Annotated in this window: 25 protein-coding genes; 11 read left to right on the top strand and 14 right to left on the bottom strand. The window is 69.4% G+C overall.

What is annotated here, in order from left to right; translation table 11 throughout:
• Nucleotides 1–50 precede the first annotated feature (50 nt).
• From OG332_RS11120 to OG332_RS11110, 3 genes are all read right to left on the bottom strand, one after another.
• On the bottom strand, nt 51–1313 hold the full coding sequence (locus tag OG332_RS11120; protein WP_327413302.1) for a TerD family protein: 1263 nt from the start codon (nt 1311–1313) through the stop codon (nt 51–53).
• A gap of 62 nt (nt 1314–1375) precedes the next feature.
• On the bottom strand, nt 1376–1609 hold the full coding sequence (locus OG332_RS11115; RefSeq protein WP_327413301.1) for a hypothetical protein: 234 nt from the start codon (nt 1607–1609) through the stop codon (nt 1376–1378).
• 212 nt (nt 1610–1821) lie between these two features.
• Nucleotides 1822–3345: an aldehyde dehydrogenase (NADP(+)) gene (locus tag OG332_RS11110; RefSeq protein WP_327413300.1), complete on the bottom strand. Its 1524-nt coding sequence runs from the start codon at nt 3343–3345 to the stop codon at nt 1822–1824.
• Nucleotides 3346–3472: 127 nt separating this feature from the next.
• On the opposite strand from OG332_RS11110, the gene OG332_RS11105 reads away from it, so the two are divergent.
• The 7 genes from OG332_RS11105 to OG332_RS11075 all read left to right on the top strand — a co-directional run bounded on the left by OG332_RS11105 (nt 3473) and on the right by OG332_RS11075 (nt 9703).
• Nucleotides 3473–4255, top strand: coding sequence for an IclR family transcriptional regulator (locus tag OG332_RS11105; protein ID WP_327413299.1), 783 nt, complete (start codon nt 3473–3475; stop codon nt 4253–4255).
• Between the two features lie 110 nt (nt 4256–4365).
• Complete coding sequence (locus tag OG332_RS11100) at nt 4366–5346, top strand: hypothetical protein (protein WP_327413298.1); 981 nt, start codon at nt 4366–4368, stop codon at nt 5344–5346.
• On the top strand, nt 5346–6629 hold the full coding sequence (locus OG332_RS11095) for a sensor histidine kinase (protein WP_442816343.1): 1284 nt from the start codon (nt 5346–5348) through the stop codon (nt 6627–6629). Before OG332_RS11100 ends, OG332_RS11095 begins: the two co-directional genes overlap by 1 nt.
• Complete coding sequence (locus OG332_RS11090; protein ID WP_327413296.1) at nt 6626–7339, top strand: response regulator transcription factor; 714 nt, start codon at nt 6626–6628, stop codon at nt 7337–7339. The genes OG332_RS11095 and OG332_RS11090 overlap by 4 nt, the downstream gene beginning before the upstream one ends.
• A 62-nt stretch (nt 7340–7401) precedes the next feature.
• A complete protein-coding gene (locus tag OG332_RS11085) occupies nt 7402–8850 on the top strand; it encodes a peptidoglycan D,D-transpeptidase FtsI family protein (protein ID WP_327413295.1) in 1449 nt (482 codons plus the stop codon).
• Between the two features lie 66 nt (nt 8851–8916).
• Complete coding sequence (locus OG332_RS11080) at nt 8917–9465, top strand: GNAT family N-acetyltransferase (RefSeq protein ID WP_327419176.1); 549 nt, start codon at nt 8917–8919, stop codon at nt 9463–9465.
• 31 nt (nt 9466–9496) lie between these two features.
• Nucleotides 9497–9703 (top strand): antitoxin, encoded by a 207-nt coding sequence (locus OG332_RS11075; protein ID WP_327413294.1) that lies wholly within the window; start codon nt 9497–9499, stop codon nt 9701–9703.
• A gap of 341 nt (nt 9704–10044) precedes the next feature.
• Here the strand turns inward: OG332_RS11075 and OG332_RS11070 are convergent, their stop codons facing one another.
• The 11 genes from OG332_RS11070 to OG332_RS11020 form a co-directional block, all read right to left on the bottom strand.
• Nucleotides 10045–10587: an NUDIX hydrolase gene (locus OG332_RS11070; RefSeq protein WP_327413293.1), complete on the bottom strand. Its 543-nt coding sequence runs from the start codon at nt 10585–10587 to the stop codon at nt 10045–10047.
• A gap of 4 nt (nt 10588–10591) precedes the next feature.
• Nucleotides 10592–11713, bottom strand: coding sequence for an adenosylhomocysteinase (locus tag OG332_RS11065; RefSeq protein WP_327413292.1), 1122 nt, complete (start codon nt 11711–11713; stop codon nt 10592–10594).
• 25 nt (nt 11714–11738) lie between these two features.
• Nucleotides 11739–11963, bottom strand: coding sequence for a DUF7848 domain-containing protein (locus tag OG332_RS11060; RefSeq protein WP_327413291.1), 225 nt, complete (start codon nt 11961–11963; stop codon nt 11739–11741).
• Between the two features lie 2 nt (nt 11964–11965).
• The gene (locus OG332_RS11055) at nt 11966–12154 is read right to left on the bottom strand and encodes a hypothetical protein (protein WP_327413290.1); all 189 of its coding nucleotides are present in this window, start codon (nt 12152–12154) and stop codon (nt 11966–11968) included.
• A gap of 92 nt (nt 12155–12246) precedes the next feature.
• Nucleotides 12247–13095 (bottom strand): helix-turn-helix domain-containing protein, encoded by an 849-nt coding sequence (locus OG332_RS11050; protein WP_327413289.1) that lies wholly within the window; start codon nt 13093–13095, stop codon nt 12247–12249.
• Nucleotides 13096–13126: 31 nt separating this feature from the next.
• The gene (locus tag OG332_RS11045) at nt 13127–13657 is read right to left on the bottom strand and encodes a DUF6879 family protein (protein ID WP_327413288.1); all 531 of its coding nucleotides are present in this window, start codon (nt 13655–13657) and stop codon (nt 13127–13129) included.
• Nucleotides 13623–13916: a hypothetical protein gene (locus OG332_RS11040; RefSeq protein WP_442816342.1), complete on the bottom strand. Its 294-nt coding sequence runs from the start codon at nt 13914–13916 to the stop codon at nt 13623–13625. Before OG332_RS11040 ends, OG332_RS11045 begins: the two co-directional genes overlap by 35 nt.
• A gap of 136 nt (nt 13917–14052) precedes the next feature.
• Nucleotides 14053–14469: a phage terminase small subunit P27 family gene (locus OG332_RS11035; RefSeq protein ID WP_327413287.1), complete on the bottom strand. Its 417-nt coding sequence runs from the start codon at nt 14467–14469 to the stop codon at nt 14053–14055.
• 1106 nt (nt 14470–15575) lie between these two features.
• The gene (locus OG332_RS11030) at nt 15576–16073 is read right to left on the bottom strand and encodes a hypothetical protein (protein WP_327413286.1); all 498 of its coding nucleotides are present in this window, start codon (nt 16071–16073) and stop codon (nt 15576–15578) included.
• 2 nt (nt 16074–16075) lie between these two features.
• Nucleotides 16076–16312: a hypothetical protein gene (locus tag OG332_RS11025; RefSeq protein ID WP_327413285.1), complete on the bottom strand. Its 237-nt coding sequence runs from the start codon at nt 16310–16312 to the stop codon at nt 16076–16078.
• 643 nt (nt 16313–16955) lie between these two features.
• Nucleotides 16956–18665, bottom strand: a complete 1710-nt coding sequence (locus OG332_RS11020; RefSeq protein WP_327413284.1) for a recombinase family protein — start codon at nt 18663–18665, stop codon at nt 16956–16958.
• A gap of 324 nt (nt 18666–18989) precedes the next feature.
• Between OG332_RS11020 and OG332_RS11015 the strand changes: the two genes are divergently transcribed.
• From OG332_RS11015 to OG332_RS11000, 4 genes are all read left to right on the top strand, one after another.
• Entirely contained in the window at nt 18990–19688 is a 699-nt protein-coding gene (locus OG332_RS11015) for a DsbA family oxidoreductase (RefSeq protein ID WP_327413283.1), read from the top strand.
• Nucleotides 19689–19758: 70 nt separating this feature from the next.
• Nucleotides 19759–20817 (top strand): aminotransferase class V-fold PLP-dependent enzyme, encoded by a 1059-nt coding sequence (locus tag OG332_RS11010; RefSeq protein ID WP_327413282.1) that lies wholly within the window; start codon nt 19759–19761, stop codon nt 20815–20817.
• Nucleotides 20818–20846: 29 nt separating this feature from the next.
• Entirely contained in the window at nt 20847–21932 is a 1086-nt protein-coding gene (locus OG332_RS11005; RefSeq protein ID WP_327413281.1) for an amidohydrolase family protein, read from the top strand.
• 280 nt (nt 21933–22212) lie between these two features.
• Complete coding sequence (locus OG332_RS11000) at nt 22213–23151, top strand: SCO1860 family LAETG-anchored protein (RefSeq protein ID WP_327413280.1); 939 nt, start codon at nt 22213–22215, stop codon at nt 23149–23151.
• The last annotated feature ends 6 nt before the right edge of the window (nt 23152–23157 follow it).

Here is a 23157-nt window from a genome sequence, read left to right as displayed (position 1 = left end):
ATCCATCACCCGGGATGCGCCGCCGTGGCTGCCGGTGCCCGCCCACCTGCTCAGAGTGCCTGCGCGGCGGGCTTGACCATGCCGCGCACTGTGCGCGACTTCACAAACTCTCCCATGGCCGTCATCTCCCACTCGCCGCTGAACTGCTTGATCAGCTTGGCCATCATCACGCCGGTCTGGGGCTCGGCGGTGGTCAGGTCGAAGCGCACCAGCTCCTCGCCGCTCGCCGCGTCGATCAGGCGGCAGTAGGCCTTCGCCACCTCGGTGAACTTCTGGCCGGAGAAGGAGTTGACCGTGAAGACCAGGCCGGTGGCCTCGGCGGGGAGCCGGCCGAGGTCCACGACGATCACCTCGTCGTCGCCCGCGCCCTCACCGGTGAGGTTGTCCCCCGAGTGCTTGACGGAGCCGCCCAGGATGGACAGCTTGCCGAAGTAGCAGCTGTCGATGTGGTTGCGCTGGGGGCCGTACGCGATGACGGAGGCGTCGAGGTCGATGTCGCGGCCGCCGAAGGCGGGCTCCCAGCCCAGGCCCATCTTCACCTGGGAGAGCAGCGGGCGGCCGCCCTTGACCAGGGAGACGGTCTGGTTCTTCTGGAGGCTGACCCGGCCCTTGTCGAGGTTGATCTTCCCGGTGCCGGGCGGGGCGGCCGGGGGTGCGGCGGGCGCCGCCGGCGGGACCGGCGCGGCCGGAGTGACGGGGACCGTCGGGGTCGTGGCGCCGCCGAGCCAGGGGGAGGGCGGGTAGGAGACCGGCGGGGCCGGCGGCGCGGGGGGTGCCGGGGCGACGGGCGGGGTGACGGCGGCGGCCGCGGGAGCCGGCTCGTCCTCCACGGAGACCCCGAAGTCGGTGGCGATGCCGGCGAGGCCGTTCGCGTACCCCTGGCCGACCGCGCGCACCTTCCACACGCCGCCGCGCAGGTAGATCTCGACGACGACGAGCGCCGTCTCGGAGCCCAGCTGCGGCGGGGTGAAGGAGGCGATCACCGCGCCGCCGTCGGCGCTCCGCACGGTGGCCGTGGGCTCGATGCCCTGGAAGCTCTGCCCGGCGGCGTCGGGGCTGGCCGTGACCACGATCCGTTCGATGCCCGGCGGCACCGCGCCGGTGTCCACCGTGATCGAGTCCGGCGCCGCACCGCCGCCGGACCGGTAGCTGACACCGGGGCCGGCGGGCTGGTTGAAGAAGATGAAGTCGGCGTCGGAGCGCACCTTGCCGTCGGCCGTCAGGAGCAGGGCCGATACGTCGAGCCGCACCGGCGCAGCCACGTCCACCGTCACGCGGACGGTGTTGAGCGGCAGGTTGGAACCAGGGGTCATAGCGGTCATGCCCGGAGAACGACCGGAGGGGCTTTGCCGTTCCCTTACCCTCGCGCGAGATTTCAGCGCCGGTTGCGGGGGCGGTTCCGCGCCGTGCGCTCGTTCCCGAACGTGTACGAGCCGTTCCAGCGGGCCATGACCAGCTGCGCGTCGCCGGACCCCACCTCGGCGGGGAACTTCTCCGCCCGTGCCCCGCGCGGGGTGGCGGCGGTGCGGCCCGGGTGGGTGATGACGAGGCACTGGGCGCCCAGTCTTTCGTACATGAATTCGTACGTGAATCCGTGCGGCTTCGGCATGGGGCGCAGCCTGCCCCGCCGCGAGCGGGGCGGGCAACGGGTTCAGGGCGGCGGCCCCGGCCTGGGCACGGGCCCGGATGTGGGCACGGCCCCGGCCTGGGCACGGCCCCGGCCGGGGTGTGGCCCCCTCGGTGAGGTGTGGCCCGGCCGGGGCCCACCCCGGCCAAGGTGGGCCCCGGCCAAGGTGGGCCCGGCCGGGGCATGGCCTTCGCTCAGACGCCCGTGACCCGGCGCGGGAGCCCCAGCGGGTTGGCCTCGCGCAGCTCCGCCGGAAGGAGCGCGTCCGGCACGGACTGGTAGGCCACGGGCCGCAGCCAGCGCTCGATCGCGGTCCCGCCCACCGAGGTGGAGTGCGAGGTCGCCGCCGGGTAGGGGCCGCCGTGGTGCTGGGCCGGGGCCACCGCCACGCCGGTCGGCCAGCCGTTGACCACGATCCGGCCCGCCAGCTCCGTGACCTGCCCGATCAGCTCGGCGGCCGGGCCCGGTGCGCCCTCCGTCTCGACGGCCGACAGCTGGAGCGTGGCGCTCAGGTTGCCGGGGAGCCGGCCGAGCACCGCGCCCGCCTCGCCCTGGTCGGCGTACCGCACGATGACGGTGACCGGGCCGAAGCACTCCTCCAGGAGGAGGTCGTGGGCGCCGCCCCCGAGCAGGTCCCCGGCACGCACGGTCAGGTAGCCGGCGCCGACGGTGTGGTCCCCGCCGGAGCCCGGGGTGACGGGCACGTCGACGCCGGGCAGTCCGGCCCGCTCGCGCACCCCGGAGACGAAGTTCTCCCGCATCCGGTGGTCGAGCAGCACCCCGGGCTCGGTTTCCCCGAGCGCCTTGGTGAGCGCGCCGGTGAGGCGATCGCCCGCCGCGCCCTCGGGGACCAGCACCAGCCCGGGCTTCACACAGAACTGGCCGAGGCCGAGGGTGACCGAGCCCGCCAGCCCGGCGCCGATCTCCTCGGCGCGCTCGGCGGCCGCGGCAGGGGTGACCACGACGGGGTTGAGGGAGCCCAGCTCGCCGTGGAAGGGGATCGGCACGGGCCGGGCGGCGGCCGCGTCGAACAGCGCGCGCCCGCCCCGGATGGAACCGGTGAATCCGGCGGCGGCCACCAGCGGGTGGCGGATCAGCTCCAGGCCGGCGTCGAACCCGTGTACCACGCTCACCACTTCGGCCGGGAGTCCGACGGCGGCCGCCGCCCGGCGCAGCAGCGAGGCGCACAGCTCGGAGGTGGCGGGGTGGTCGGGGTGCGCCTTGACGACCACCGGGCAGCCGGCGGCCAGCGCGCTCGCGGTGTCCCCGCCGGGGACGGAGAAGGCGAGCGGGAAGTTGGAGGCGGCGTAGACCGCGACCACGCCGAGCGGGACCTTGTAGCGGCGCAGTTCGGGGCGGGGCGGGCTGAGGGAGGGGTCGGCGCGGTCGATCCGGATGTCGAGGTAGGCGCCCTCGTCGACCGCGTCGGCGAAGGCGCGCAGCTGGCCGGTGGTGCGTGCCAGTTCGCCGGTGAGCCGGCCCGGGCCGAGCGCCGTCTCGGCGTCGGCGGCCTCGATGACGTGGGCGGCGGCCTCGTCGAGCAGCGTGGCGGCGGTGCGCAGGAAGGCGGCGCGGACGGTGGCGTCGGCGAGCGGGCCACGGGCCGCGTGGGCCGCCCGTACGGTTTCGGCCACTTCCTGGGACGTGGCCTCCACCGCAACCTGCTCGCGCTGCTTCCCGGTGCGGGGGTCCACACTCCAGACTGGTGTCGTTGTCATGGCCCACTGCCTCCTGGATCGTTCAGTATTCTGAACGCGGTTCCGGTGGATGAATGATCACATCTGCTGCGGACTTTATTTCCGCGTCCTCCGCGTGACAAGAGGCGACCAGAGGGGAAGCAGGAGCATGACGACGACCGAGTCGGGGATCCCGGTTGCGGCGGCGCCGGTCAAATCGGCGGTACGGACCGTCCTGCTGCTGGAGCACTTCGCGGCGCGGCCGGGGCTGCACAGCCTGGCGGACATCCAGCACGACCTCGACCTGCCCAAGTCCAGCCTCTACATGCTGCTGCGCACGCTGGTGAACCTGGGATGGGTGGAGACGGACGCGACGGGCACGCGGTACGGAATCGGCGTACGGGCCCTCCTGGTCGGAAGTTCGTACATCGACGGCGACGAGGTGGTCGCCGCCGCCCGGCCCACCCTGGACCGGCTCTCCGACGACACGACGGAGACCATCCACCTGGCGCGGATGGACGGGACGAGCGTGGTGTACCTCGCCACCCGGCAGTCCCAGCACTACCTGCGGCCCTTCACCCGGGTCGGCCGGCGACTGCCCGTGCACTCGACGGCGCTCGGCAAGGCGCTGCTGGCCACGCACACGGACGAAGAGGTACGGAGGCTGCTGCCGCGGCGACTGGAGGCGGTCACCGAGCACACCATCACCGACCGGGAGCACCTCGTCGAGGAGTTGGCGCTGGTGCGGGAGCAGGGGTACGCGGTGGACCGGGAGGAGAACACGCTCGGGCTGCGCTGCTTCGGGGTGGCGGTCCCGTACCGGACGCCTGCCCGGGACGCGGTGAGCTGCTCGGTTCCGGTGGCGCGGCTGACGGCGGGGCACGAACAGGTCATCAAGGCGGCGCTGTTCGAGGCACGGGACCGGCTGTCGGTCGTGACGCGGCGCATGTGACGCGGCGGTGCGTGTGACGCGGCGGTGCGTGTGGTTCCTCCCCCGCGCGGGGGAGGCGGTTCCCCTTTGAGGGGGAGGTGGCGGGGCGGTTGGCGCGGGACCGTTGGGTCATGAGCACACGAGCCGTTCGGACGGCGTACGCGACGAGGCCGCCGGCCCCCGCCCAGGGAGCCGGGCGGCGGATCCCGGGGGCGGTGGCCATCGCGGCCACCGTGCCGTACCTGGCGCTGAAGACCGCCTGGCTGTCCGGGAGCCGGATCGGGATACCGGACGGCAGCGTGCTGCTGGAGGCCGGGCCGTTCCTCACCGCGGCCAATTCCGTCACGCTGGCCATGGACGCGAGCGTCATCCTGCTCGTCCTGGTGCTCACCAGGCCCTGGGGCATACGGGTGCCCGCCTGGCTGCTGGCCGTCCCGGTGTTCGTGGCCACGGGACTGCTGACCCCGATCATCACGGCGTTCCCGGGCCAACTCCTCATACGGGCGCTCGGTTTCGGGGCGCACCCGGCTGGGGCGGCCGCGCGGGAGCCGTTCCTGGACCCCTGGGTGTTCAACGTGGTCTACAGCGGTTTCACGGTGCAAGGACTCGCCCTGACCGCGCTGTTCGTGCCCTATGCGCGAGAGCGCTGGGGCCGGCTGTGGCAGGGCGTGACGGTGCGGCTGCCGTCGTCCACGGGGGTGGTGGCGGCAGCCGCGGCCGCGGCCGGCCTGGCGGTCGCGGCGGTGTACGCGTACTGGGCCTTCGGCGGCACGGCCGGGCTGGGCGGCGAGCAGGCGGCCGCGCACTCCGCGGAAACGGGTGTGGTGTCCGCGGTCCACGGGATGTGCGCGCTCGCCGCCGGGGCGGGGGCGCTGCTGCTGGCCCGTGGCGGGGGGCTCCGGGTGCGGTGGCCGCTCGGCCTCGCCTGGGTCGGAGCGGGGGCGGCCCTGACCTGGGGGGCCTGGATGCTGATCGCTTCGCTGGGGCCGCAGCTGGACGGTGGCGAAGGACCGTCCTCCGCAGCCCTGTTGGCCTACGCTGGCCAGATGATCACCGGATCGCTCGCCGCCGCCGTCCTCACCCGGTTCCTCATATCCCGCAGCGAAGGATGATGCGCGGCGCACCGGGCCGGCTGCTGGGCGCGCGGGCCCGGCTGCGCTGGATCCACCTGATCCTCGGCGGGGCGCTGCTGATGCCGTACTTCCTCCTCGCCCAGGTGGGGGTCGGTATGGCCGCCGGCGGGGTCAATGCCCTCAACTCCTTCCCGCTGGCCCTCGCCGCCTATGCGGCGGCCCTGCCGGTGGTCGCGGTGACGGCCGTCTTCGGGCTGGTCCGGCCGCTGTCCGTGGCCGCCGTCCGGGCCATGTGCGGGGTGCCGGGGGAGCGGCTGGCGGAAGGGCCGGCGCGGTCCTGGGCCGCGCGGGGGCGGGCCTCGGCGTGGTGGACGCTGCACCTGGGGGTCGGCGCGGTCGTCAGCGCCCTGACCCTCGCGGTGCCGCCGTGGGCGGCCGTGCTGATCGTGCTGCCGTTCGTGAGCGGATTGCAGGACGCCGAGCTCGGAGTGGGCTGGTTCACCACCGAGGCCGATCCGTACGTGGCCCCCCTGCTCGGGATCGCACTGCTGGGCGCGCTCGTCCTGTGCGCCGCCGGGGCCGGGGCGCTGCTGGCCCGGATGGCGCCCGTACTGCTCGGGCCGACGGCGGCGGACCGGTTGGCCGCCGCCGAGGAGCGGGCAGCCGACCTGGCCGTGCGCAACCGGCTGGCCCGGGAGCTGCACGACGCGGTCGGGCACGCGCTGAGCGCCGTCACCCTCCAGGCGGTGGCCGCCCGGCGGATGCTGGAGCGCGACCCCGAGTTCGCACGGGAGGCGCTGGCCGCGATCGAGGACACCACCCGGCGGACGGTGGGCGAGCTGGACGCCGTACTGGGCCTGCTGCGGGACGGGGACCCGGCCCGGCCGGACGCCGCGCCGGCCCCCACCCTCGCCGCCGACCTCGACGGGCTGCTGGCCCGTACCCGGGCCGGCACCACCGTCACCGCACACCAGGACCCCGGCCCCGGCGGGGACTGGGCAGGGCTTCCGGCGATCGCCTCCCGCGAGGCGTACCGGATCGTCCAGGAGGGACTCAGCAACGCCCTCCGCCACGGCACCGGCCCGGTGGATCTGCGGATCCTGGTACGGGCCGGCCACGAGAGCGGACACCGTGAACTGGAGATCACCATGACCAATACGCCCGCCCCTCCCGGCGAGGGGGAGACCCGCACCACCGGGGGCCGGGGACTGCACGGCTCGGCGGAACGGGCCGCGCTGCTCGGCGGCAGCGTCGAGGCCGGACCGTACGAGGACCTGTGGCGGCTGCGGGCCGTGCTCCCGCTCGCCGGAGGCGACCGATGAGCGCGCCGACCCCGCCGACCGAGGCGACCCCGCCGACCCCGGCGGGCCGGCCGCCGCTGCGCATCGTGCTCTGCGACGACGAGCGGATGGTCCGCACCGCGCTGCGGGTCATCCTGGAGGCCGAGCCCGACCTGCAGGTCGTCGGCGAGGCAGCCACCGGCGCCGAAGCGGTCCCGCTGGTGCGCTCGCTGGCACCGGACGTGGTGCTGATGGACGTCCGGATGCCCGAGATCGACGGGATCCGGGCCACCGAGCAGATCCTCGCCACCATGGCCGCGCCGCCCCGGATCGTGGTCGTCACCACCTTCGAGAACGACGCCTACGTGTACGACGCGCTGCGCGCGGGAGCCGTGGGCTTCCTCCTCAAGCGCGCCGACCCGGACGAGCTGATCGGGGCGGTCCGGCTCGTCGCCCGCGGCGACTCGCTGCTCTTCCCCGCCGCGGTGCGCTCCCTCGCCGCCGCCCACACGGCCGGCGGCGCCCCGCCCGCCACCGCGCCCTGGGTGGCCCGGCTCACCGACCGCGAGGCCGACGTACTGCGCCTGATGGCCACCGGGCTGTCCAACCACGAGATGAGCGAGCGCCTCGGCGTCGGACCGCAGACGGTCAAGACGCACGTCGCGGCGGTCCTCACCAAGACCGGCTCCCGTGACCGCACCCAGGCGGTCATCGCGGCGTACGAGGGGGGCTTCATCATGAAGAAGGGCTGAGAACCCCGCCACAATCGGGGCAGAGCGGAACGGCCGGGGTCACCGGGACGTCCTTCTGGGGGATGAACAAGACGATCAGGCGTGCGTCGGTCTTCTGTCTGCTTCTGGTGCTGGCCCTGCTGGTCCGCGTCACCTGGGTGCAGGCATACCAAGGCCAGGCCCTCGCAGAAGACAAGCACAACCGCCGGAACCTCATCGGGCAGTACGAGAACCCGCTGGGCAACATCATCGTGGGCGGGGAGGCGATCACCGGCTCGGTGAAGACGGGCGGCAAGGACTTCGGCTACAAGCGGACGTATGTCGACGGCCCCCTCTACGCGCCGATCACCGGGTACAGCTCCCAGGCCTACGGCACGACGATGCTGGAGGGCATCTACAAGAACGTCCTCAACGGTTCGGACAGCCGTCTGAAGACCGTGATGGACATGCTCACCAACAAGCGGGCCGCCCCCGGCAACGTCCTGACCACGATCGACAAGGGCGTGCAGAAGGCGGCTTACGACGCGCTCCAGGGCAAGCAGGGCGCCGCCGTGGCCATCGACCCCGCGACCGGCGAGATCCTCGCCGTGGTGAACAACCCCTCCTTCGACCCGGGCAGCATCGCCGGCGCCAACGACGAGAAGGCCTGGAGCGAACTCTCCGCGGACAAGGGCAAGGCCCTGGAGAACGTGGCGCTGCGCAAGCCCCAGGCGCCCGGCTCCACCTTCAAACTGGTCACCCTCGCCGCGGCCATCGAGAACGGCCTCGTCGGCAACCTCGACCAGCCGACCGGCATCGCCGACCCGTACACGATTCCCGGCACCCGCACCCTGCTGCCCAGCGAGGCGGGCTCCGCGGCCTGCAACAACGCCTCCGTGCGCACCGCCCTGCGGCTGTCCTGCAACAACGTCTTCGCCGAGCTCGCGTCCAAGCTCGGCCAGGACAAGATGCGCGCGACGGCCGAGAAGCTCGGATTCAACGTGCAGATCGACACTCCGGTCCGCACCAACCCGCCGAGCAAGTACCCGTCGAAGAAGATGTCGGTCGACCAGGTCGCGCAGACGGGTATCGGCCAGTTCGACGTGCAGGCCACCCCGCTCCAGATGGCGATGGTGACGGCCGCGATCGAGAACGGCGGCAAGCTCGTCGCCCCGCACATGGTCTCCGAGGTCACCGACGGCAACGGCGACGTGCTGGAGAGCTTCAAGGACCCGAAGTCCCAGCAGGTCATGAGTGAGAAGACCGCTTCGATGATCCGGGACGCCATGCGCACGGTCGCCACCGAGGGCGGCGGCAAGCCGGCCCAGGTGGCGGGCGCCGAGGTGGGCGGCAAGACCGGTACCGCCCAGCGCGGTGTCAACAACAGCCTCGCGCCGCTGGCCTGGTTCACCTCGTACGGCAAGCTGGGCGGCAAGCAGATCGCGGTCGCCGTGGTGATCGAGAACTCGGACACCGACCGCTCCGAGATCGGCGGCGGCAAACTGGCCGCCCCCATCGCCCAGAAGATGATGGAGGCGTGGCTGAAGAAGTAGCCACGCGGGCGGCACAGCCGACGCGCCGGGAACCGCTCGGGTTCCCGGCGCGTTTCCCTTCCCGCGATCAGAGCCGCGGAGCCCGCAGACCTCGACGCCATCGCCGCCCTGCACACGCGGGCCCGGGCCACGTACTACCGGGGCCACATCCCCGAACAGGCCTACGCGGGTGACGCCGAGCTCCACCGGACGCGCGAGGGCTGGTCCCGTGCCGTCGCCCGCGACCCCGCCGAGGGCGCGGTGCTCTGCGCCGAGCACGACGGCCGGCTCACCGGGGTCGCCGCCTTCCGCACGGAGGGCGGCGAGACCACCCTCACCCAGCTCCACGTCGACCCGGTCCACTGGCGCCGCGGCACCGGCGCAGCCCTGCACGCCGCCTGCCTCGAGGTCTGGCGCCGCGCCGGAGTCAGCCGGGTCCGCCTCGAGGTCTACGAGCACAACCTCCGCGCCCAGGCCTTCTACGCCACCCACGGCCGGCGACCGGCTCCCTCCACCCCCCACGCGGGCACCCACCGCATCCTCTGGCTCCAGATCGGTCCCCCGCCCGTCGCGGACCCGACCGGGGGGTCCGCGCAGGCTCCGGGTGCGGACACCGGCCTTCGCGGAGAAGCTTGAAGCGACCGGCATTCCGTAGAGAGGACGCCCCATGTCCATGCTCGACAAGCTCAAAGACCTGATCAAGGGACACCCTGACCAGGCCCGCCAAGGAGTCGAGAAGGCCGGAGATGCCTTCGACGCGAAGACCGGGAGCAAGTACCAGAGCCAGGTCGACACGGCACAGCAGAAGTTCAACGAGCAGATCGGCGGCAACGAGCCCCCCACCCCCGGGGACCCCCGACCGCCCCAGCGCTGACGACACGCCTGGGACCCATGCCCACGGGGACTGCGCCCGACCACACGGCGGCGCGGTCCCCGCACGCTGCCCGTACGTCCGCTCCCCGGCGTGTCCGGGGAATGAGACGGGGCAGCGGGTGGTTGAAGGGGAAACCGTTTTGTCCCCCGACCCCGGAGAGAAGAAGGATCATGCGCGTCGAGATCTGGAGCGACATCGCCTGCGCGTGAACCAACGGAACCATAGGTTACCGCGAGGCTCTGACCTGCGTCTATGGCAAGGGAGTTGGGGCAGCGGAAAGCCCCGTCCTTCCGCGGCGGGGGACGCGGGCGGACGGGGCGGACTGAGGGTGTGAGGCGGGACTATCGCAGTGATGCGGTGACCCGAGCCCGCAGGGTCTCGTCAGCGATGGTGTCCACGCTGCGCCACGCGTAGCCGCTGACTTCCTCCTCTTGGAGCGTCACGGGCTGGTCGCCGGTCACGCGGAAGACGTACCGGAAGTCCGCGTGCCAATGGGCACCCTCACCCTTGCTGTCGTTCGCGGGGATCGGGTGCACGTCGATGTGCACGGGTGTGGTCTGAACGGGGGCGAGGCTGAGCGCCACTCCCGTCTCCTCGACCAGCTCGCGGAGCGCTGCAACCAACAGGTGCGTGTCCTCGGGCTCAAGGTGCCCGCCAGGGGTCAGCCACTTGTCGAGCGCGTTGTGATGGATGAACAGCGCTTCGCCTCGGTCGTTGACGAGCACGGCGCCCGCCGTGACGTGTCCGCGGAACTCCTTCCGGCTGGTCACGTCTGCGCCCTCGTCCAGCAGCTCAGTCAGAGGGGCAAGTGCGTGCTTGTCCTCGGGGTGCGCGTCGGTGTACTCGGCGAGGGTCGTACGGATGTGGTCTGCCGTGATGGGCATTCGATCACCTGTTGTAGTAGTGGAGCCAGGTAGCCGCGATGGCTTCCCGGTCGGCGGTGGGCACCTCGTGCATGGCGGCGTCCAGCCCGCCGCGAGCCAGCATGGCCGCGCCCGCGAGGATCTCGGCCTGAACGAGGAAGATGAACGGTCCAACGCTCGCGCCGTGGATGAAGTTGACCGCCTCGCCCCCATTCAGCAGATAGAAGTAGTGCCCGGTCGTGCTGTAGCGGCTCACGTGTTCACCGGCACTGTCACGGATGTAGCCCGAGGGCAGTCCGCCCAACTCCAACTCGTCTTCCGAGCTGGTCACGGTCGCCACGTAGGCCCCGTTCTTGAGCTGCGGGAAGTCCTCGCCGCGTAGAGACAGCGCCCCCGTCGCGCAGAGCACGAGTCCAGCCGTGGCTATGGCCTGGTCCCGGTCACGAGCCACCTCGAACCCCTGAGACATGGCCTGTGCCCGCCGCACGGGGTCGATGTCGTAGACGATCACCCGCACACCCTTGACGTGCAGCAGCCGGGCAATCGAGCTGCCGAGCTTGCCGAACCCGAGAACCAGGGCCGGGCGCCCGTGCAGGATGTCCCCGCGCTGCCGCAACAGCGCTTCGGCGGAGAACACGACGGACTGTCCGACCAAGAAGTCTTCCGGGTCTTTGAGCGGGCTCCGGGCCACCGAGACGACCGGGCACGGCAGCTTGTCCCGGTCGGCATAGCGCTTGTGGCCGTTCTCGGTGTCCTCGACCACGCCGAGGATGGTTCCCGAGAACCGTTCACACAGCGCGTCCAGCGAGGGAGCGAAGTACCCGCCCACGTCGAGCAGGACGATGCTTTCGCCGGCTGCCCTCGTTTCCAGGTACGTCACGGCGGTATTGGGGTCGCTGAACATGTCGCGGGACAGCTCGTCGCACGCCACGGTCCGTTCGATCTCTCGGCGGGCACTCGCGTGGATGGACTTCGGCTTGGGCAGAACGGCACGCAGGTGCGACACCTTGCCCACGGCCCCGACGAACGCGGGTCGCTCGGGCAGCAGATGAGTGATCAACAGCGAGGACGGACGCTCGGGCGGCGCGAATGCTTCGGCAACCTTGCCAAAGTATGTGTCGAGCCGCGCACGATCGGCTGTTTCCATGGGCACCCTTTCTAGTTGTCGTCGGTCACGGGATGCGCTCCACCACGGCCACTTCGGAGAACTCCCGGAGGAAGGTCATGTGCCCCGTGCGGCCCGTGTGCTGAATGCACATGTCGGTGCACACGTCCGCGTTGCCGGTCGGTGCAGCGGTCCAGCGGCAGTCAGGGTTCAGACAGCGCGCCGTCGCCGTGGTCTCGGCGGACGGGTGGCGGTGCATGACGTAGCTGACGTACCGGAGTACCGCTCTCACGCTCATGCCTGACTCTGGCGGTGCGGGTGGTTGCGCAGTTCCGCGTTCTGCACAGCGACGGCGCACCGGTCGCCGACTTCCCGAGCGATCTCGCGGGCGGTGACCAGCGCGAGACAGACCCCGCATCCGCTCACGGGCACGGGTTCGAGCGGCCCGGTTCGTTCCGCCTGTTGCTGTGCTGCCGCTGCCATGCCGCACCCCTCCGCGTTGCCTGCCGGACGATGACCACGCTAGAAACAGCGGAGGGGAGCTAGCTACGTTGTTACACGAGATTGCACGCGAGTTACCCGAGCGAGGTAATAGCGTCGGTCACCAGCGCACGGGCCCGACCGCCGTAAACGGCCATCTCCGCCAGTTCACCGAAGGCCCGTACGTACAGGGCGACTTCGGATGGCGCGGTGACTGTCACGTCTGCCGATAGCAGTTCCACGGCCGCCCGCTCGTCATCGAACACCATGAACGTCTCGATCGGCCACATGCGGCGCGGGGTGGTGCGCGGAATGACCCCCAGCGAGATGGACGGCAGCGACATGACGGCCAACAAGTAGCCAAGCTGACCAGCCATGACCTCAGCGTCGCCGAAACCGTAGTACAAGACGTCTTCCTCGATGATCAGCGCGAAGCGGTGGTCCCCCTCGCGGATCACGTGGGATCGAGCCATGCGGGCCTCTACTGCTTGTTCCACGTCGTTGGGAATCTGGCGAAACTCCGTGATTGATGTCAGGAGCGCCCGTGCGTAACCGTCTGTCTGGATCAGTCCGGGGACGACGTTGGAGCAGTAGACGCGGAAGTGTCGCGTTCGCTCGAACAGGGGCACCGCTGATTCTTGGAGCCTACGCAGTCCCGTTCGCTGCTTCCTGCGCCATTCGACGTACATCGAGTCAGCGGAACGGTTCGCCGCGATCAAGTCGGCAGTCTGCTCCGCAGCTCCACAAGCCACGCACCACGCCCTGATGTCGGCGTCTGAGGGTGGGGTCTTGGCGTTCTCGATCCGGGATGCTTTAGCCGTGCTCCAATCGGCCCGGGAAGCTAGCTCGCGCCCCGTGAGGCCAGCGTCCAAGCGCAGGTCACGAAGGCGTGCGGCAAGTGCCTCGCGGGCAGCCTGCGCGCTGGACGATGGCGATACGGGCATGAGCTAGCTATCCAGGTTGCGAATCGAGTTGTCAGACCTTGAAATCCTCGTGTGGCGTAGCGCGTCGCCACACCGCCTCAAAAGCTGACGAGCACAGCTCGGCAACGGCGGGTGCTTCCGTCCACTCCTCGCCCAGGTACTCGCCATCTCCTGAGAAGTGGCCGAAGCGAACGATTCCGCCGTCGAATACCCAGAAGTCGTTACCGGGCAAGGCCAGGTCGGACGACTGCCGTCGCGGGAGCCAGCGCACAAGCTCGCCTGCTGCCACGTTCATGAACGTGCCGTCGTACTCGAACCGGATGTACTCCGAAACCGGCTCGGAGACGATCCGGGCCCGGCGGACCACAACGCCTCGCGCCACGGTCTCAGTGACGAGCGAGTGCCACGGGCGCCACCACGATGGGCGGTCATCCGGGTCGTGGCGCTTACCCGCCTTCCACTCGGCGTAGCGGCCCGTCTCGTTGTCCACCGCGTAGGAGTCGCGCATCTCAAGATGCACAGCGGAGCGGGTGCTACGAGCTAGCACCTCATCGAAGTCGAACACCGGCCCGCTCTGCTTCATCGCACGCCTTCCTGATAGCGGCCACCATGCGCAGGGGCAGCCGGACCACTGCTTCGCTGTCCGGGATGGGGCCAGTCAGCAGGCACTCGGCCAACCTCGCCTCATCAGGCTTCCACCCTTGGAACAGCATCTCTTCCGCTTCCACGTCGACCCACACGGTCGGGCAGTTTCGCTCATCCGTATCGGGGTCCTTCGCGATGAACACTAGGGCCATGACTACCTCCCGCAGCGAGGGGGTTACACCTGATTGCACGACCATCACCCGCACGACTGGCAGCGTCAAGAGGGCAACCAGCCAGGGAAGTTGAGGAGTGAGGGCGCGCGAAAGCCCCCGCACCCGCCGCCCGCTGAAGGGAGACGAGCACGGTGGCTCTGTAGTGAGGTTGCCGCCTGAGCTAGTCCCAGACGTCCGAGTCGTCTTCCTCGGATTCCGGCAGGGTGATGCTGGTTCGCGCACTCGGCGAGAGCCCCAACTCACGGATGTAGCGGGAAAGTTGGGTCCGGTACTGGCCTGCGATAGTCGCGGCCCCGTTCTTCACGGTTCCACGCTCGGCGGTCACGATGAGCCCGCGCTCGGATAGGTCCCGCTCCGCCTGGTCGATCCGGGCGACGCACACGCACAGGTCCTTGACCGTGGTGTGGTCCACCTCGCCGATGCCTGCTGCCACTTCGAGGATCGGGACGATGCGCCGCCACTCCTCCGACGCGACCGCACGGCACCGGACGTTCGCCGGCTCGACAGCGGGATCGGGCGAGGACTTGAAAATCTCGGACCAGTCCGGCTCGGCGAGGATGGCCCGGGGAACGATCACGCCTTCCTTAATCGGGGTCTTTGAAGGGTTCCCTTCCCGCGCCCGCTGAACTGCTGACTTCGGCCTGTATCTGTCGGCCATACATTCTCATTCCTGTTTTGCCCCTGGTTCGGGTTTCCAAATTCTTGCGCTGCACCGGTGCGAGTTTCTTGTCTCCCTGTCGATCAATGGCGGAAGGATAGAGGGATACCCCCCTGGTAGGGCGCGAACTATGACCGAATTGGCCTCACATTTGCCGCTGCCCAACCGCCCGGTTGACGCTTAGCGGTCTCGCGGTTGTGACACTGCGTGCACAGCGGACGCAAACGATGCGACGCGTCCGGATCGGACACCCCTTGCGCAACCAACTGCCTGCGAGACAGCGGGAAATGGTCGGCAACCGTCGCCATGCGACCGCACAGCAGACACCACGGATTGCGGTACAGGTAAGCGCGCCGAACACGCTGCCAACGCGTCGCATAGCCCCGCTCGGCGGTACTCTCGCGCTGTTGCTCGGCCTCGCGGCGGTGAGCCTCACAGCGGCCACCAGTGGTCAACTCGGGGCACCCGGGGACGGAGCAAGGGGGGCGGGGCTTACGAGGCATTATTCTCCGATCTCATGCCGTGAAGTAACAGAATGCACAGATGCCCCGGAGGTGAACTGGTGCATCCGGGTGGGGTATCCCATTCCCTATTAGCTGCTCCCGAGTCCGGGGGAAGTGCTGCACCAGCTCGGCCCGCTCCTCGCTGCATACCTGACACGCTGGATACATGCCGAGGAATCTGCGGCGAATATCGCTCCAATCAGCCCTGCCGTCCACTGAGTGGGCAGAGTGCGGAATATTCGGCATGCCTTCCGGATTACGTCGCATCGCCCGCCCTCGGAGAGGTTACGGGCGGATTGATCGGCTCCCCGTTCGGATGCCGGGGCGTGACGTCCACAGTCACCAGCCGGCCCGGATGCTCAGGGTCCTTCATTCGCTGAATCCCGCGCGGCATAGGTGCCCCACCGTTCACCACTGGAAGACCTGTCGGAGCATCGGACCACACCGGACGACCCATGACATCACGAGGGAAGTGCGGGAAGTTCCCTTCCGGACCTGGATCGAGCGCGTCAACAGCCATGATCAGTCGGTCCCCGAAATGTAGGCGTCGCGCTTATCGCTCAACTCCTGGTCGAACTCGATAGCCAATTCCTCAGCCTTCTTGTCAGCGTTCGACACGATGTCTTCCAATAGGCGTGCGTCATACCAACGCTGTTCAGGAACAGTCGATACCTCACCCAATGCGGACTGCGCCCGCTGCGCCTCAGTCAGCACATGTCCACGCTTGTGCCGGGCGGCGCGGTATTCAACGTAGGCAGCGAACCACGGCTCAGCGGACAGCGCAGCGAGGAACCGTTCCCGGGCAGCGTGACCGGAACTGGCAGCCCCCTCCGCCCGCTCCCGGTACGTCGCGACTACCTCACGGTTGTAGTCCGTCGCACGCTCAGCACGTCGAGCGGACTCGGATTCCTCCGCTGCCTGCAACAGCGCTTCGGCATCCGCAAGCGGACCCGACACCTTTTCCGCCTGCGCTCGCAGCTTGGCGACCTGTGCAGCGGCCTTCTCGATCTCAGTAGACATACTCACTTACCACCCTTGTTTACGTCGCGCCCGTACTGTGCGGCGATCTTCTTGTCGTTCTCGTAGTGACCAAGGCTCATGTGGACCATCGGCCCCATGCGGTCATAGAGATCCGGGTTGGATGAACGGATAGACGCAATCCGCTCCATCGCTTCATCCCGCTTCCATGCCTCAGCGCGGTTCTGTTCCTTGTTGCGCTTTCGATCCAGGAAGGCGTATCGGTTAAGACTGTCGTTCACGATCACTCCATCTTTCTGTTTGGGCATGAAAAATCCCCCGTGACTCGTCAAGGGGGACGAACGGCATGACGTCATGTGGTTGTTGGACTAGCACTCGGAGTAGGTGTGGCTTCCAGTACTGGAGGTGGCCGACCCGCCAGCCCTGGACGCGCTGCCTGCGGTCTGGCCGATGCTGATGAGCTGTGACGCGGTGCTGACTGTGGCATCGATCCCTCTTCTTCTATATTTTTTTACGTGCTACTAAAAAACTGATGTAAATCAACACCCCATCACTCCTTGCCCCTCTCGACCCGCTGTCGGGCGCTCCGGGCGGCCCAGTCTCGGCAACTACGGGAGCAGTACAGGGGACGGCGCCCACGGCCCCCGTAGGGCACGTCGTTGGTGCACGCCGGGCGTCCGCAGTTGGGGGGCCCGGAGAGGCCCTCAGCGGCATTCAGGGTGTCGCTGATGAGGGATCGCACCTCGGCGGTGTCCAGGTGGCGCAAGCGGGCAAGCTCTCGCGCTGCCGCGTCTGCGCGGCGTAGAAGGGCCATAAGCCTTTGGTTTGGCATTCGTGCCTCGCTGATATCGCAATTGATTATGGGCAGAAGGAAGCCCCGGTGACCGCCTGGCCTTCCGGGGCTTCCTGTTTGGGGATTGTGGGCTATGCGGCTGTGCGCTTAATCCTGGATTTCTCGACGTGAGCAAAGGCCTTGTCTAGCGGAGTCTCGCCAGCAGCTTTGTCTATCCAGTCAATTTCCAGGCGCTTGTGGAGCGGTGTGCGATCCCCGCGACCTTTCGGAGGACTCAGGATAATCTTTCGCATCGCTGCCCGCAGCAGCGCTCGCTGACCGCTGGCGCCTGCACCTTCCCACAGCAGAGCCAAGGGTTCGGGGTGAACGAGCGTGGTTAGGTCGGCACTCTTCGCCAGTTCCTTTAGCTCAGCCTTCATTGCCGATATCTGCTCTGAGAGTTCACGTCGTAGTGAATCGTAAAGGGTTTCGTTCATCCCGCCCCCAAGGAAGAACTCTTTTTGGAGCTTAAGTTCTCGTGATGCCGCGCTTTCCAGCGCTGCGGTCACTTCCTGCTTTCGCTTCTCCTTTGCGGGGTCCTTGTAGTCGAGCCACTTGCGGGCGATTGCGTGGATGACATCTGACTCCGGGGAGAGGCTGAGAATGTGGGTTTCCCATAGCCCGGCTATCTCTTTGTCGATCCTGGCGCGGTCGGTTGAAATTCCCTTGCACGATGATTCGCCCTGTCGTTGCCGAGCCTGACAGCGGTAATTGATTCCGCCGTTTTCCATCGGTCCCTTGCAGCGTCCGCAGCGAAGAATGTCCGTGAGGATAGCGACTATCTCGTGCTTCCCTCGGGAGCGGTCTCCAATGGTTGTTCCGGGCTGGGCGCGGTCGGCAAGGATGCGGGAAATCTTGACGTGCTCGGAGAAAGAGATAACGCCCTCGCCCAAGGAGATCGGGTGCCCCTTTTTGTCGAGCAGCGGTGTTCCTCCCCGATGGTACTTGTCGAGTTCGTTTCCGTGCTTGTCCTTCATCCTTTCTCGGTTGGCAACGAGGCCGGCCCACGTGACAGAGTGCGCAAGGCTGATGATTCCCGAGTCTGTCCACTTGCGACCGTGTCGTGTGAGCAGCGCTTCCCCATTCAGCTTGTTCGCTATCCAGGCCGGAGTCATGCGATTGAGCAAGTAGACGGCAATTCGTCGGGCGGTCGGATACTCCTTCGGGTTGCGGGCTAGCTTGCCGGAACCCTTGGGCGAATAGAGGCCGTACGGCGCTACTCCGCCCGTCCACTTACCCTCGGCCTTGTTCGCTGTGATGCTCAGCTTCGCGAACTGGGCAATGTCTGCGGCCTGCTCTCGTGCTTGCTCCGAGAGAATGGCAAGGATCATGCGCGATTTGGACGAGTCGATCCGCTCTGCCGTCACACATATTCGTGCCTTCCGTGCATCGAACTCGTCCAGCAATAGACCAACCTGCCCCATTCCTCGGCGCGAAAGTCGGCTGGTCTTGTAGACGTAAAGCGTCTTGGAGAGTCCGTCAGTCACTGCCCCCGTGGACTTCTCGAATTCCTCGCGTCGCACGCTCGCCTTACTGGCGCTCCGCTGCTCAAACCACAGATGGCGAATGGTCTTGTTCTCGCTGCGAGCATGGCCGCACATTTCCCTTACCTGCTGTCGCAGGGAAGTGAGGGTGTCTTTCTTCTTGCTCCGGCGCACGTACATCTCTGCCAGCTCGGAGGGGGCGCCTGTAGCAGGCTTCCAAAGCCCCAGTTCCCGCAACTCGTCGTCTTTGAATCCGAGTGAGCGCAGCGTGGTGAGGTCGTCGCGTTCCATGGTCATCCGTTCGCCGAAGGTGACCACCTCCTGAGTCTGCTGCTCGCATGGCTGGTGCCCTGGTCCTGGTATCAGTGGAGGGCAGGGCTTGCCTCCCCCCGTGGGAAGGAAGGGTCGCTCGGCCCCCGGTTTAGGTAGGGAGCGGAGGTTGCCCCCCTTGCCTGTGGAGGGCGGAGGTTGCCCATCCCTCCACAGGCTCACGGAGAACAAAACTCCTCCGCCCCTCTACTTAGTTAGGGAGAGCGGAGGTTGCTTCCCCCTCCTCACCCGTCAGGATCGAAGAGTTCTTCTCTCGGCCTTAGTGGAGAGCGACGGTTTCCAGCACGTGCGTTTTCGCAGGTCAGGCGTGGTATGGCTCCGTTCGTCCACGCCTGCCCCTGGTGCTACATCGGCAAGGCCCGTTTCACGAAGGGACTGGCCGGGTTCGCGCACCGTGACGAGGTGGAGGTCGTGTTCCGGTCCTTCGAGCTCGACCCGGGCGGTGCCAAGGGGGTCACCGCTCCCGTCGTGGAGATGCTCGCCAAGAAGTACGGCCGCACCCTCGACGAGGCGCGCGGCATGGAGGAGCACGTCGCGGCCAGCGCCCGCGCCGAGGGGCTGGCGTACCGGACCGACGGCCGCGACCACGGCAACACCTTCGACATCCACCGACTGCTGCACCTCGCCGGTGCCCGCGGCCGGCAGGAGGAACTGCTCGACCTCGCCTACCAGGCCAACTTCGGCGAGGAGCGCTCCGTCTTCGACCCCGAGGTGCTGGTCGCGCTCGCCGTCGAGGCCGGGCTGGAGGAGGCCGAGGCGCGCGCCGTGCTCGCCGACGACTCCGCCTACGCCGCCGAGGTCCGGGTCGACGAGCGCGAGGCCGCCGAGCTGGGCGCCAACGCCGTGCCGTTCTTCGTCCTCGACCGCCGCTACGGAATCTCCGGCGGGCAGCCGGCCGAGGTGTTCACCCGGGCCCTGGAGCAGGCGTGGGCCGGACGCGAGATCGAGGAGCCGGCCGTCGGGGCCGAGGCGTGCGAGCCCGACGGGGCCTGCGCCGTCCCGCAGACATAAGGATGGCTTGGGGTGAACCTAGGAAACTCGGCAATGGACTTTGGGTCGTTCCTGACGCAGAGTTGAAGGCATGGATCTTCTCACCGAAGCAACCCGTGCCGAGTTCGCCCACTCCACCACCTACCTCAACACCGCCAACTGCGGGGTGCTCCCGCGTTCCACCGTCGCGGCCGTACGGGAGCTGGCCGAGGCGGCGGGGGCCGGAGTCCCCGCCGGCTTCGGCGACTTCGACCGCGTGAACCGCTCCCGGGCCGCCTTCGGCCGCCTCGTCGGGGTGGACGCCGAGCGGGTGGCCGTCGGCTCGGCCGTGTCCACCCACGTCGGCCTCGTCGCGGCCTCGCTGCCGCCCGGCGCCGAAGTCCTGTGCCCGGAGGGCGACTTCGCCTCCGTGATCAACCCCTTCGTGGTGCGGGGCGACCTCAAGGTCTGCTTCGCGCCGCTGGAGTCCCTCGCCGAGGCCGTCGGCCCGGACACCGCCCTGGTCTCGCTGAGCGCCGTACAGTCCGCGGACGGGCGGCTGGCCGACCTGTCCGCGGTGCGCGCGGCGACGACGGCGCACGGGGCCCGGATGCTCGTGGACGCGACCCAGGCGGCGGGCTGGCTCCCCTTCGACGCCTCGTCCTACGACTACACGGTCACCGCCGGCTACAAATGGCTGCTCGGCGCCCGCGGTGCCTCGTTCCTGACCGTGTCGCAGGAGGCCCAGCCCACCCTGACCCCGCTGCACGCCGGCTGGGTGGCGGCCGAGTCCATGTGGGACGCCACCTATGGGCCGATGCCGCAACTGGCCCACGGGGCAAGGCGGTTCGACGAGTCCCCGGCCTTCCTCGCCTACCATGCGGCCGAAGCCTCACTGGCTCTGATCGAGCGGATCGGCATCGACGTCATCCACGCCCACGACACGGCCCTCGCCGCCCGCTACCGGGCCGGGCTCGCCCGCCTCGGCCACGAGCCCGTGCCCGGCGGGGCCGCCATCGTCTCGGTGCCGGGCCTCGCGGACCGGCAGCCCGCCCTGCAGGCGGCCGGCATCGCCACCTCGGCCCGCGCCGGCGCCCTGCGGGCCTCGTTCCACCTCTACAGCACGGAGGCGGACGTGGACCGGCTGCTGGACGTCCTCTCCGCGTCCTGAGGCGGCGGGCACGCACGTACAGTGCCGGCATGAGTGATGTGCTGCACGTGAAGGGGCGGGTGCTGGTCGGGCCCGACGAGGTCCGCGACGAGCTCTGGGTGGTCGGCGGGCGGGTCTCCTACGAGCGCCCGCCCCGGGCCCGCGAGATCACCACGGTGGCGGGGTGGGTACTTCCGGGACTGGTCGACGCGCACTGCCACGTGGGACTGGACGCCCACGGCCCGGTCGACGCCGAGACCGCCGAGCGTCAGGCCCTCACCGACCGGGACGCCGGCACCCTCCTCATCCGCGACGCCGGATCGCCCTCCGACACCCGCTGGATCGACGACCGCGAGGACCTGCCGAAGATCATCCGGGCCGGCCGGCACATCGCGCGCACCCGCCGCTACATCCGCAACTACGCGCACGAGATCGAGCCGGCCGACCTGGTCGAGTACGTGGGCCGCGAGGCGCTGCGCGGCGACGGCTGGGTGAAGCTCATCGGCGACTGGATCGACCGCGACGCCGGGGACCTGGCGGCCTGTTGGCCGCGCGCCGAGGTCGAGGCGGCCATCGCCGAGGCGCACCGGCTGGGTGCCCGCGTCACCGCGCACTGCTTCGCCGAGGACTCGCTGCGCGACCTGGTCGAGGCGGGCATCGACTGCATCGAGCACGCCACCGGCCTCACCGAGGACACCATCCCGCTGTTCGCGCAGCGCGGGGTCGCGATCGTCCCGACCCTCGTGAACATCGCGACGTTCCCGAAGATGGCGGCGGGCGGAGAGGCGAAGTTCCCGCGCTGGTCGGCGCACATGCGGCGGCTCCACGAGCGGCGGTACGACACCGTACGGGCCGCCTACGACGCGGGCATCCCCGTCTACGTCGGCACGGACGCCGGGGGTTCGCTGCCGCACGGCCTGGTCGCGGCGGAGGTGGAGGAGCTGGTGAAGGCCGGGATCCCGCCGCTGGACGCCCTCTCGGCGACGGCCTGGGCGGCGCGCGAGTGGCTCGGCAGGCCCGGTCTCACGGAGGGGGCGCCGGCGGACCTCGTGGTCTACGGCGCCGACCCGCGGGCCGACGTCCGCGCGCTGGCGCAGCCGCTGCGGGTCGTCGTGAACGGCGAGGTCAGGGCCTGAGCCGCGCCGCGGCGTCCTGTTGACGCCACGTGACGTCGGGGGCCCGTCGGTCGTTGGAGACGGCCGCACGGGCCGTCCGTCCGTGACGGGAGGGCACTCGCGTTCCTCCTGAGGCGTCACAAATCGAATACAGAGATGGAAACCACCCTTTGGGGTGAACTCGCATCAGGTAGCCACCCGTTCACTCACAGTGCGTAAAGATTCCGGGGTCGAGGCCGTCGGCGCGCGCAATGTCCCCCATTGGCGGCGCGACGGCACCCATCTCCCCGGGGGTTCCACCTTGAACAGCAACACCTTCCGCACGCCCGCGGCCGTCCTGCTCGCCACGGGAGCGATGGCCCTGCTCACCGCCCCGCCCGCCCTCGCCACGGGAGGCGGCGGAGCCGGGGCGGGCGGCGAGGGCAAGGCCGGCGCCGTGGTCCTGCGCGCCGGACTGGACGTGGGCCTGCTCAACAAGACCGTGCACGTGCCGCTGAAGGCGACCCTCAACGAGGTCAGCGCACCGGCGACGGCCGAGAAGACCGCGCTGACCGTCACCCTGGACGGGGTCGAGGGGAACAAGCCGGTCAGTGTCCTGCGCGCCGATGTGGCCACGTCCAAGGCGACCGCGGACAAGAACCGGGCCGAGGCGGAGGCCAACCTCGCCAAGGCCTCCGTGCACGTGCCCGGGCTGCCCCTGCTCTCCCTCGTCGAGGTGGAGAAGGTCACGTCCAAGGCCGTGTGCGAGGCGGGCAGGAAACCGGTGGCCAGCGCGAACGTCCTCGGGAAGGTGACGGCGCTCGGCAAGAAGGTCACCCTGTCGGCGGGCGGCCCCACCAAGCTGGAGGTCCCGGGAGTGGGCGTGGTCGACCTGGAGCTGTCCGGTACGCAGACCACCTCCACCACGGCCGCCGCGGCCGCGCTGCGCCTGAAGGTGTCGGTGAACCCGCTGAACCTGAACGTGGCGCAGGTGGAGGGCGAGATCGTGCTCGCCGAGGCGCACTGCGAGACACCGGCGGGCCCCGCGCCCTCGTCGGCCCCGCCGGCGGCGAACCCGGACATCAAGCCGCAGGCCGGGACGGGGACGGGTTCCGGCATCGCCTCCGGTGTCACCACCGACGCCAACCTGGCCGAGACCGGCGGCGGTTCACTGACCCCCTACGTCGCGGGCGGGGCGCTGTTCCTGCTCGGTATCGGCGGGGTCGCGCTCCTGGTGACCCGCCGGGGCAGGACCTCGTAGGACCAC

The organism is Streptomyces sp. NBC_01233, assembly GCF_035989305.1.
Classification (GTDB): domain Bacteria; phylum Actinomycetota; class Actinomycetes; order Streptomycetales; family Streptomycetaceae; genus Streptomyces.
This window is presented reverse-complemented; position numbering and strand designations above follow the sequence as displayed.

Coding starts and splice junctions, on each gene's coding strand:
- OG332_RS11120 (WP_327413302.1), bottom strand. CDS start 1,313: ATGACCCCTGGTTCCAACCTGCCGCTCAACACCGTCCGCGTGACGGTG.
- OG332_RS11115 (WP_327413301.1), bottom strand. CDS start 1,609: ATGCCGAAGCCGCACGGATTCACGTACGAATTCATGTACGAAAGACTG.
- OG332_RS11110 (WP_327413300.1), bottom strand. CDS start 3,345: ATGACAACGACACCAGTCTGGAGTGTGGACCCCCGCACCGGGAAGCAG.
- OG332_RS11105 (WP_327413299.1), top strand. CDS start 3,473: ATGACGACGACCGAGTCGGGGATCCCGGTTGCGGCGGCGCCGGTCAAA.
- OG332_RS11100 (WP_327413298.1), top strand. CDS start 4,366: ATGAGCACACGAGCCGTTCGGACGGCGTACGCGACGAGGCCGCCGGCC.
- OG332_RS11095 (WP_442816343.1), top strand. CDS start 5,346: ATGCGCGGCGCACCGGGCCGGCTGCTGGGCGCGCGGGCCCGGCTGCGC.
- OG332_RS11090 (WP_327413296.1), top strand. CDS start 6,626: ATGAGCGCGCCGACCCCGCCGACCGAGGCGACCCCGCCGACCCCGGCG.
- OG332_RS11085 (WP_327413295.1), top strand. CDS start 7,402: ATGAACAAGACGATCAGGCGTGCGTCGGTCTTCTGTCTGCTTCTGGTG.
- OG332_RS11075 (WP_327413294.1), top strand. CDS start 9,497: ATGTCCATGCTCGACAAGCTCAAAGACCTGATCAAGGGACACCCTGAC.
- OG332_RS11070 (WP_327413293.1), bottom strand. CDS start 10,587: ATGCCCATCACGGCAGACCACATCCGTACGACCCTCGCCGAGTACACC.
- OG332_RS11065 (WP_327413292.1), bottom strand. CDS start 11,713: ATGGAAACAGCCGATCGTGCGCGGCTCGACACATACTTTGGCAAGGTT.
- OG332_RS11055 (WP_327413290.1), bottom strand. CDS start 12,154: ATGGCAGCGGCAGCACAGCAACAGGCGGAACGAACCGGGCCGCTCGAA.
- OG332_RS11050 (WP_327413289.1), bottom strand. CDS start 13,095: ATGCCCGTATCGCCATCGTCCAGCGCGCAGGCTGCCCGCGAGGCACTT.
- OG332_RS11045 (WP_327413288.1), bottom strand. CDS start 13,657: ATGAAGCAGAGCGGGCCGGTGTTCGACTTCGATGAGGTGCTAGCTCGT.
- OG332_RS11040 (WP_442816342.1), bottom strand. CDS start 13,916: ATGGTCGTGCAATCAGGTGTAACCCCCTCGCTGCGGGAGGTAGTCATG.
- OG332_RS11030 (WP_327413286.1), bottom strand. CDS start 16,073: ATGTCTACTGAGATCGAGAAGGCCGCTGCACAGGTCGCCAAGCTGCGA.
- OG332_RS11015 (WP_327413283.1), top strand. CDS start 18,990: ATGGCTCCGTTCGTCCACGCCTGCCCCTGGTGCTACATCGGCAAGGCC.
- OG332_RS11010 (WP_327413282.1), top strand. CDS start 19,759: ATGGATCTTCTCACCGAAGCAACCCGTGCCGAGTTCGCCCACTCCACC.
- OG332_RS11005 (WP_327413281.1), top strand. CDS start 20,847: ATGAGTGATGTGCTGCACGTGAAGGGGCGGGTGCTGGTCGGGCCCGAC.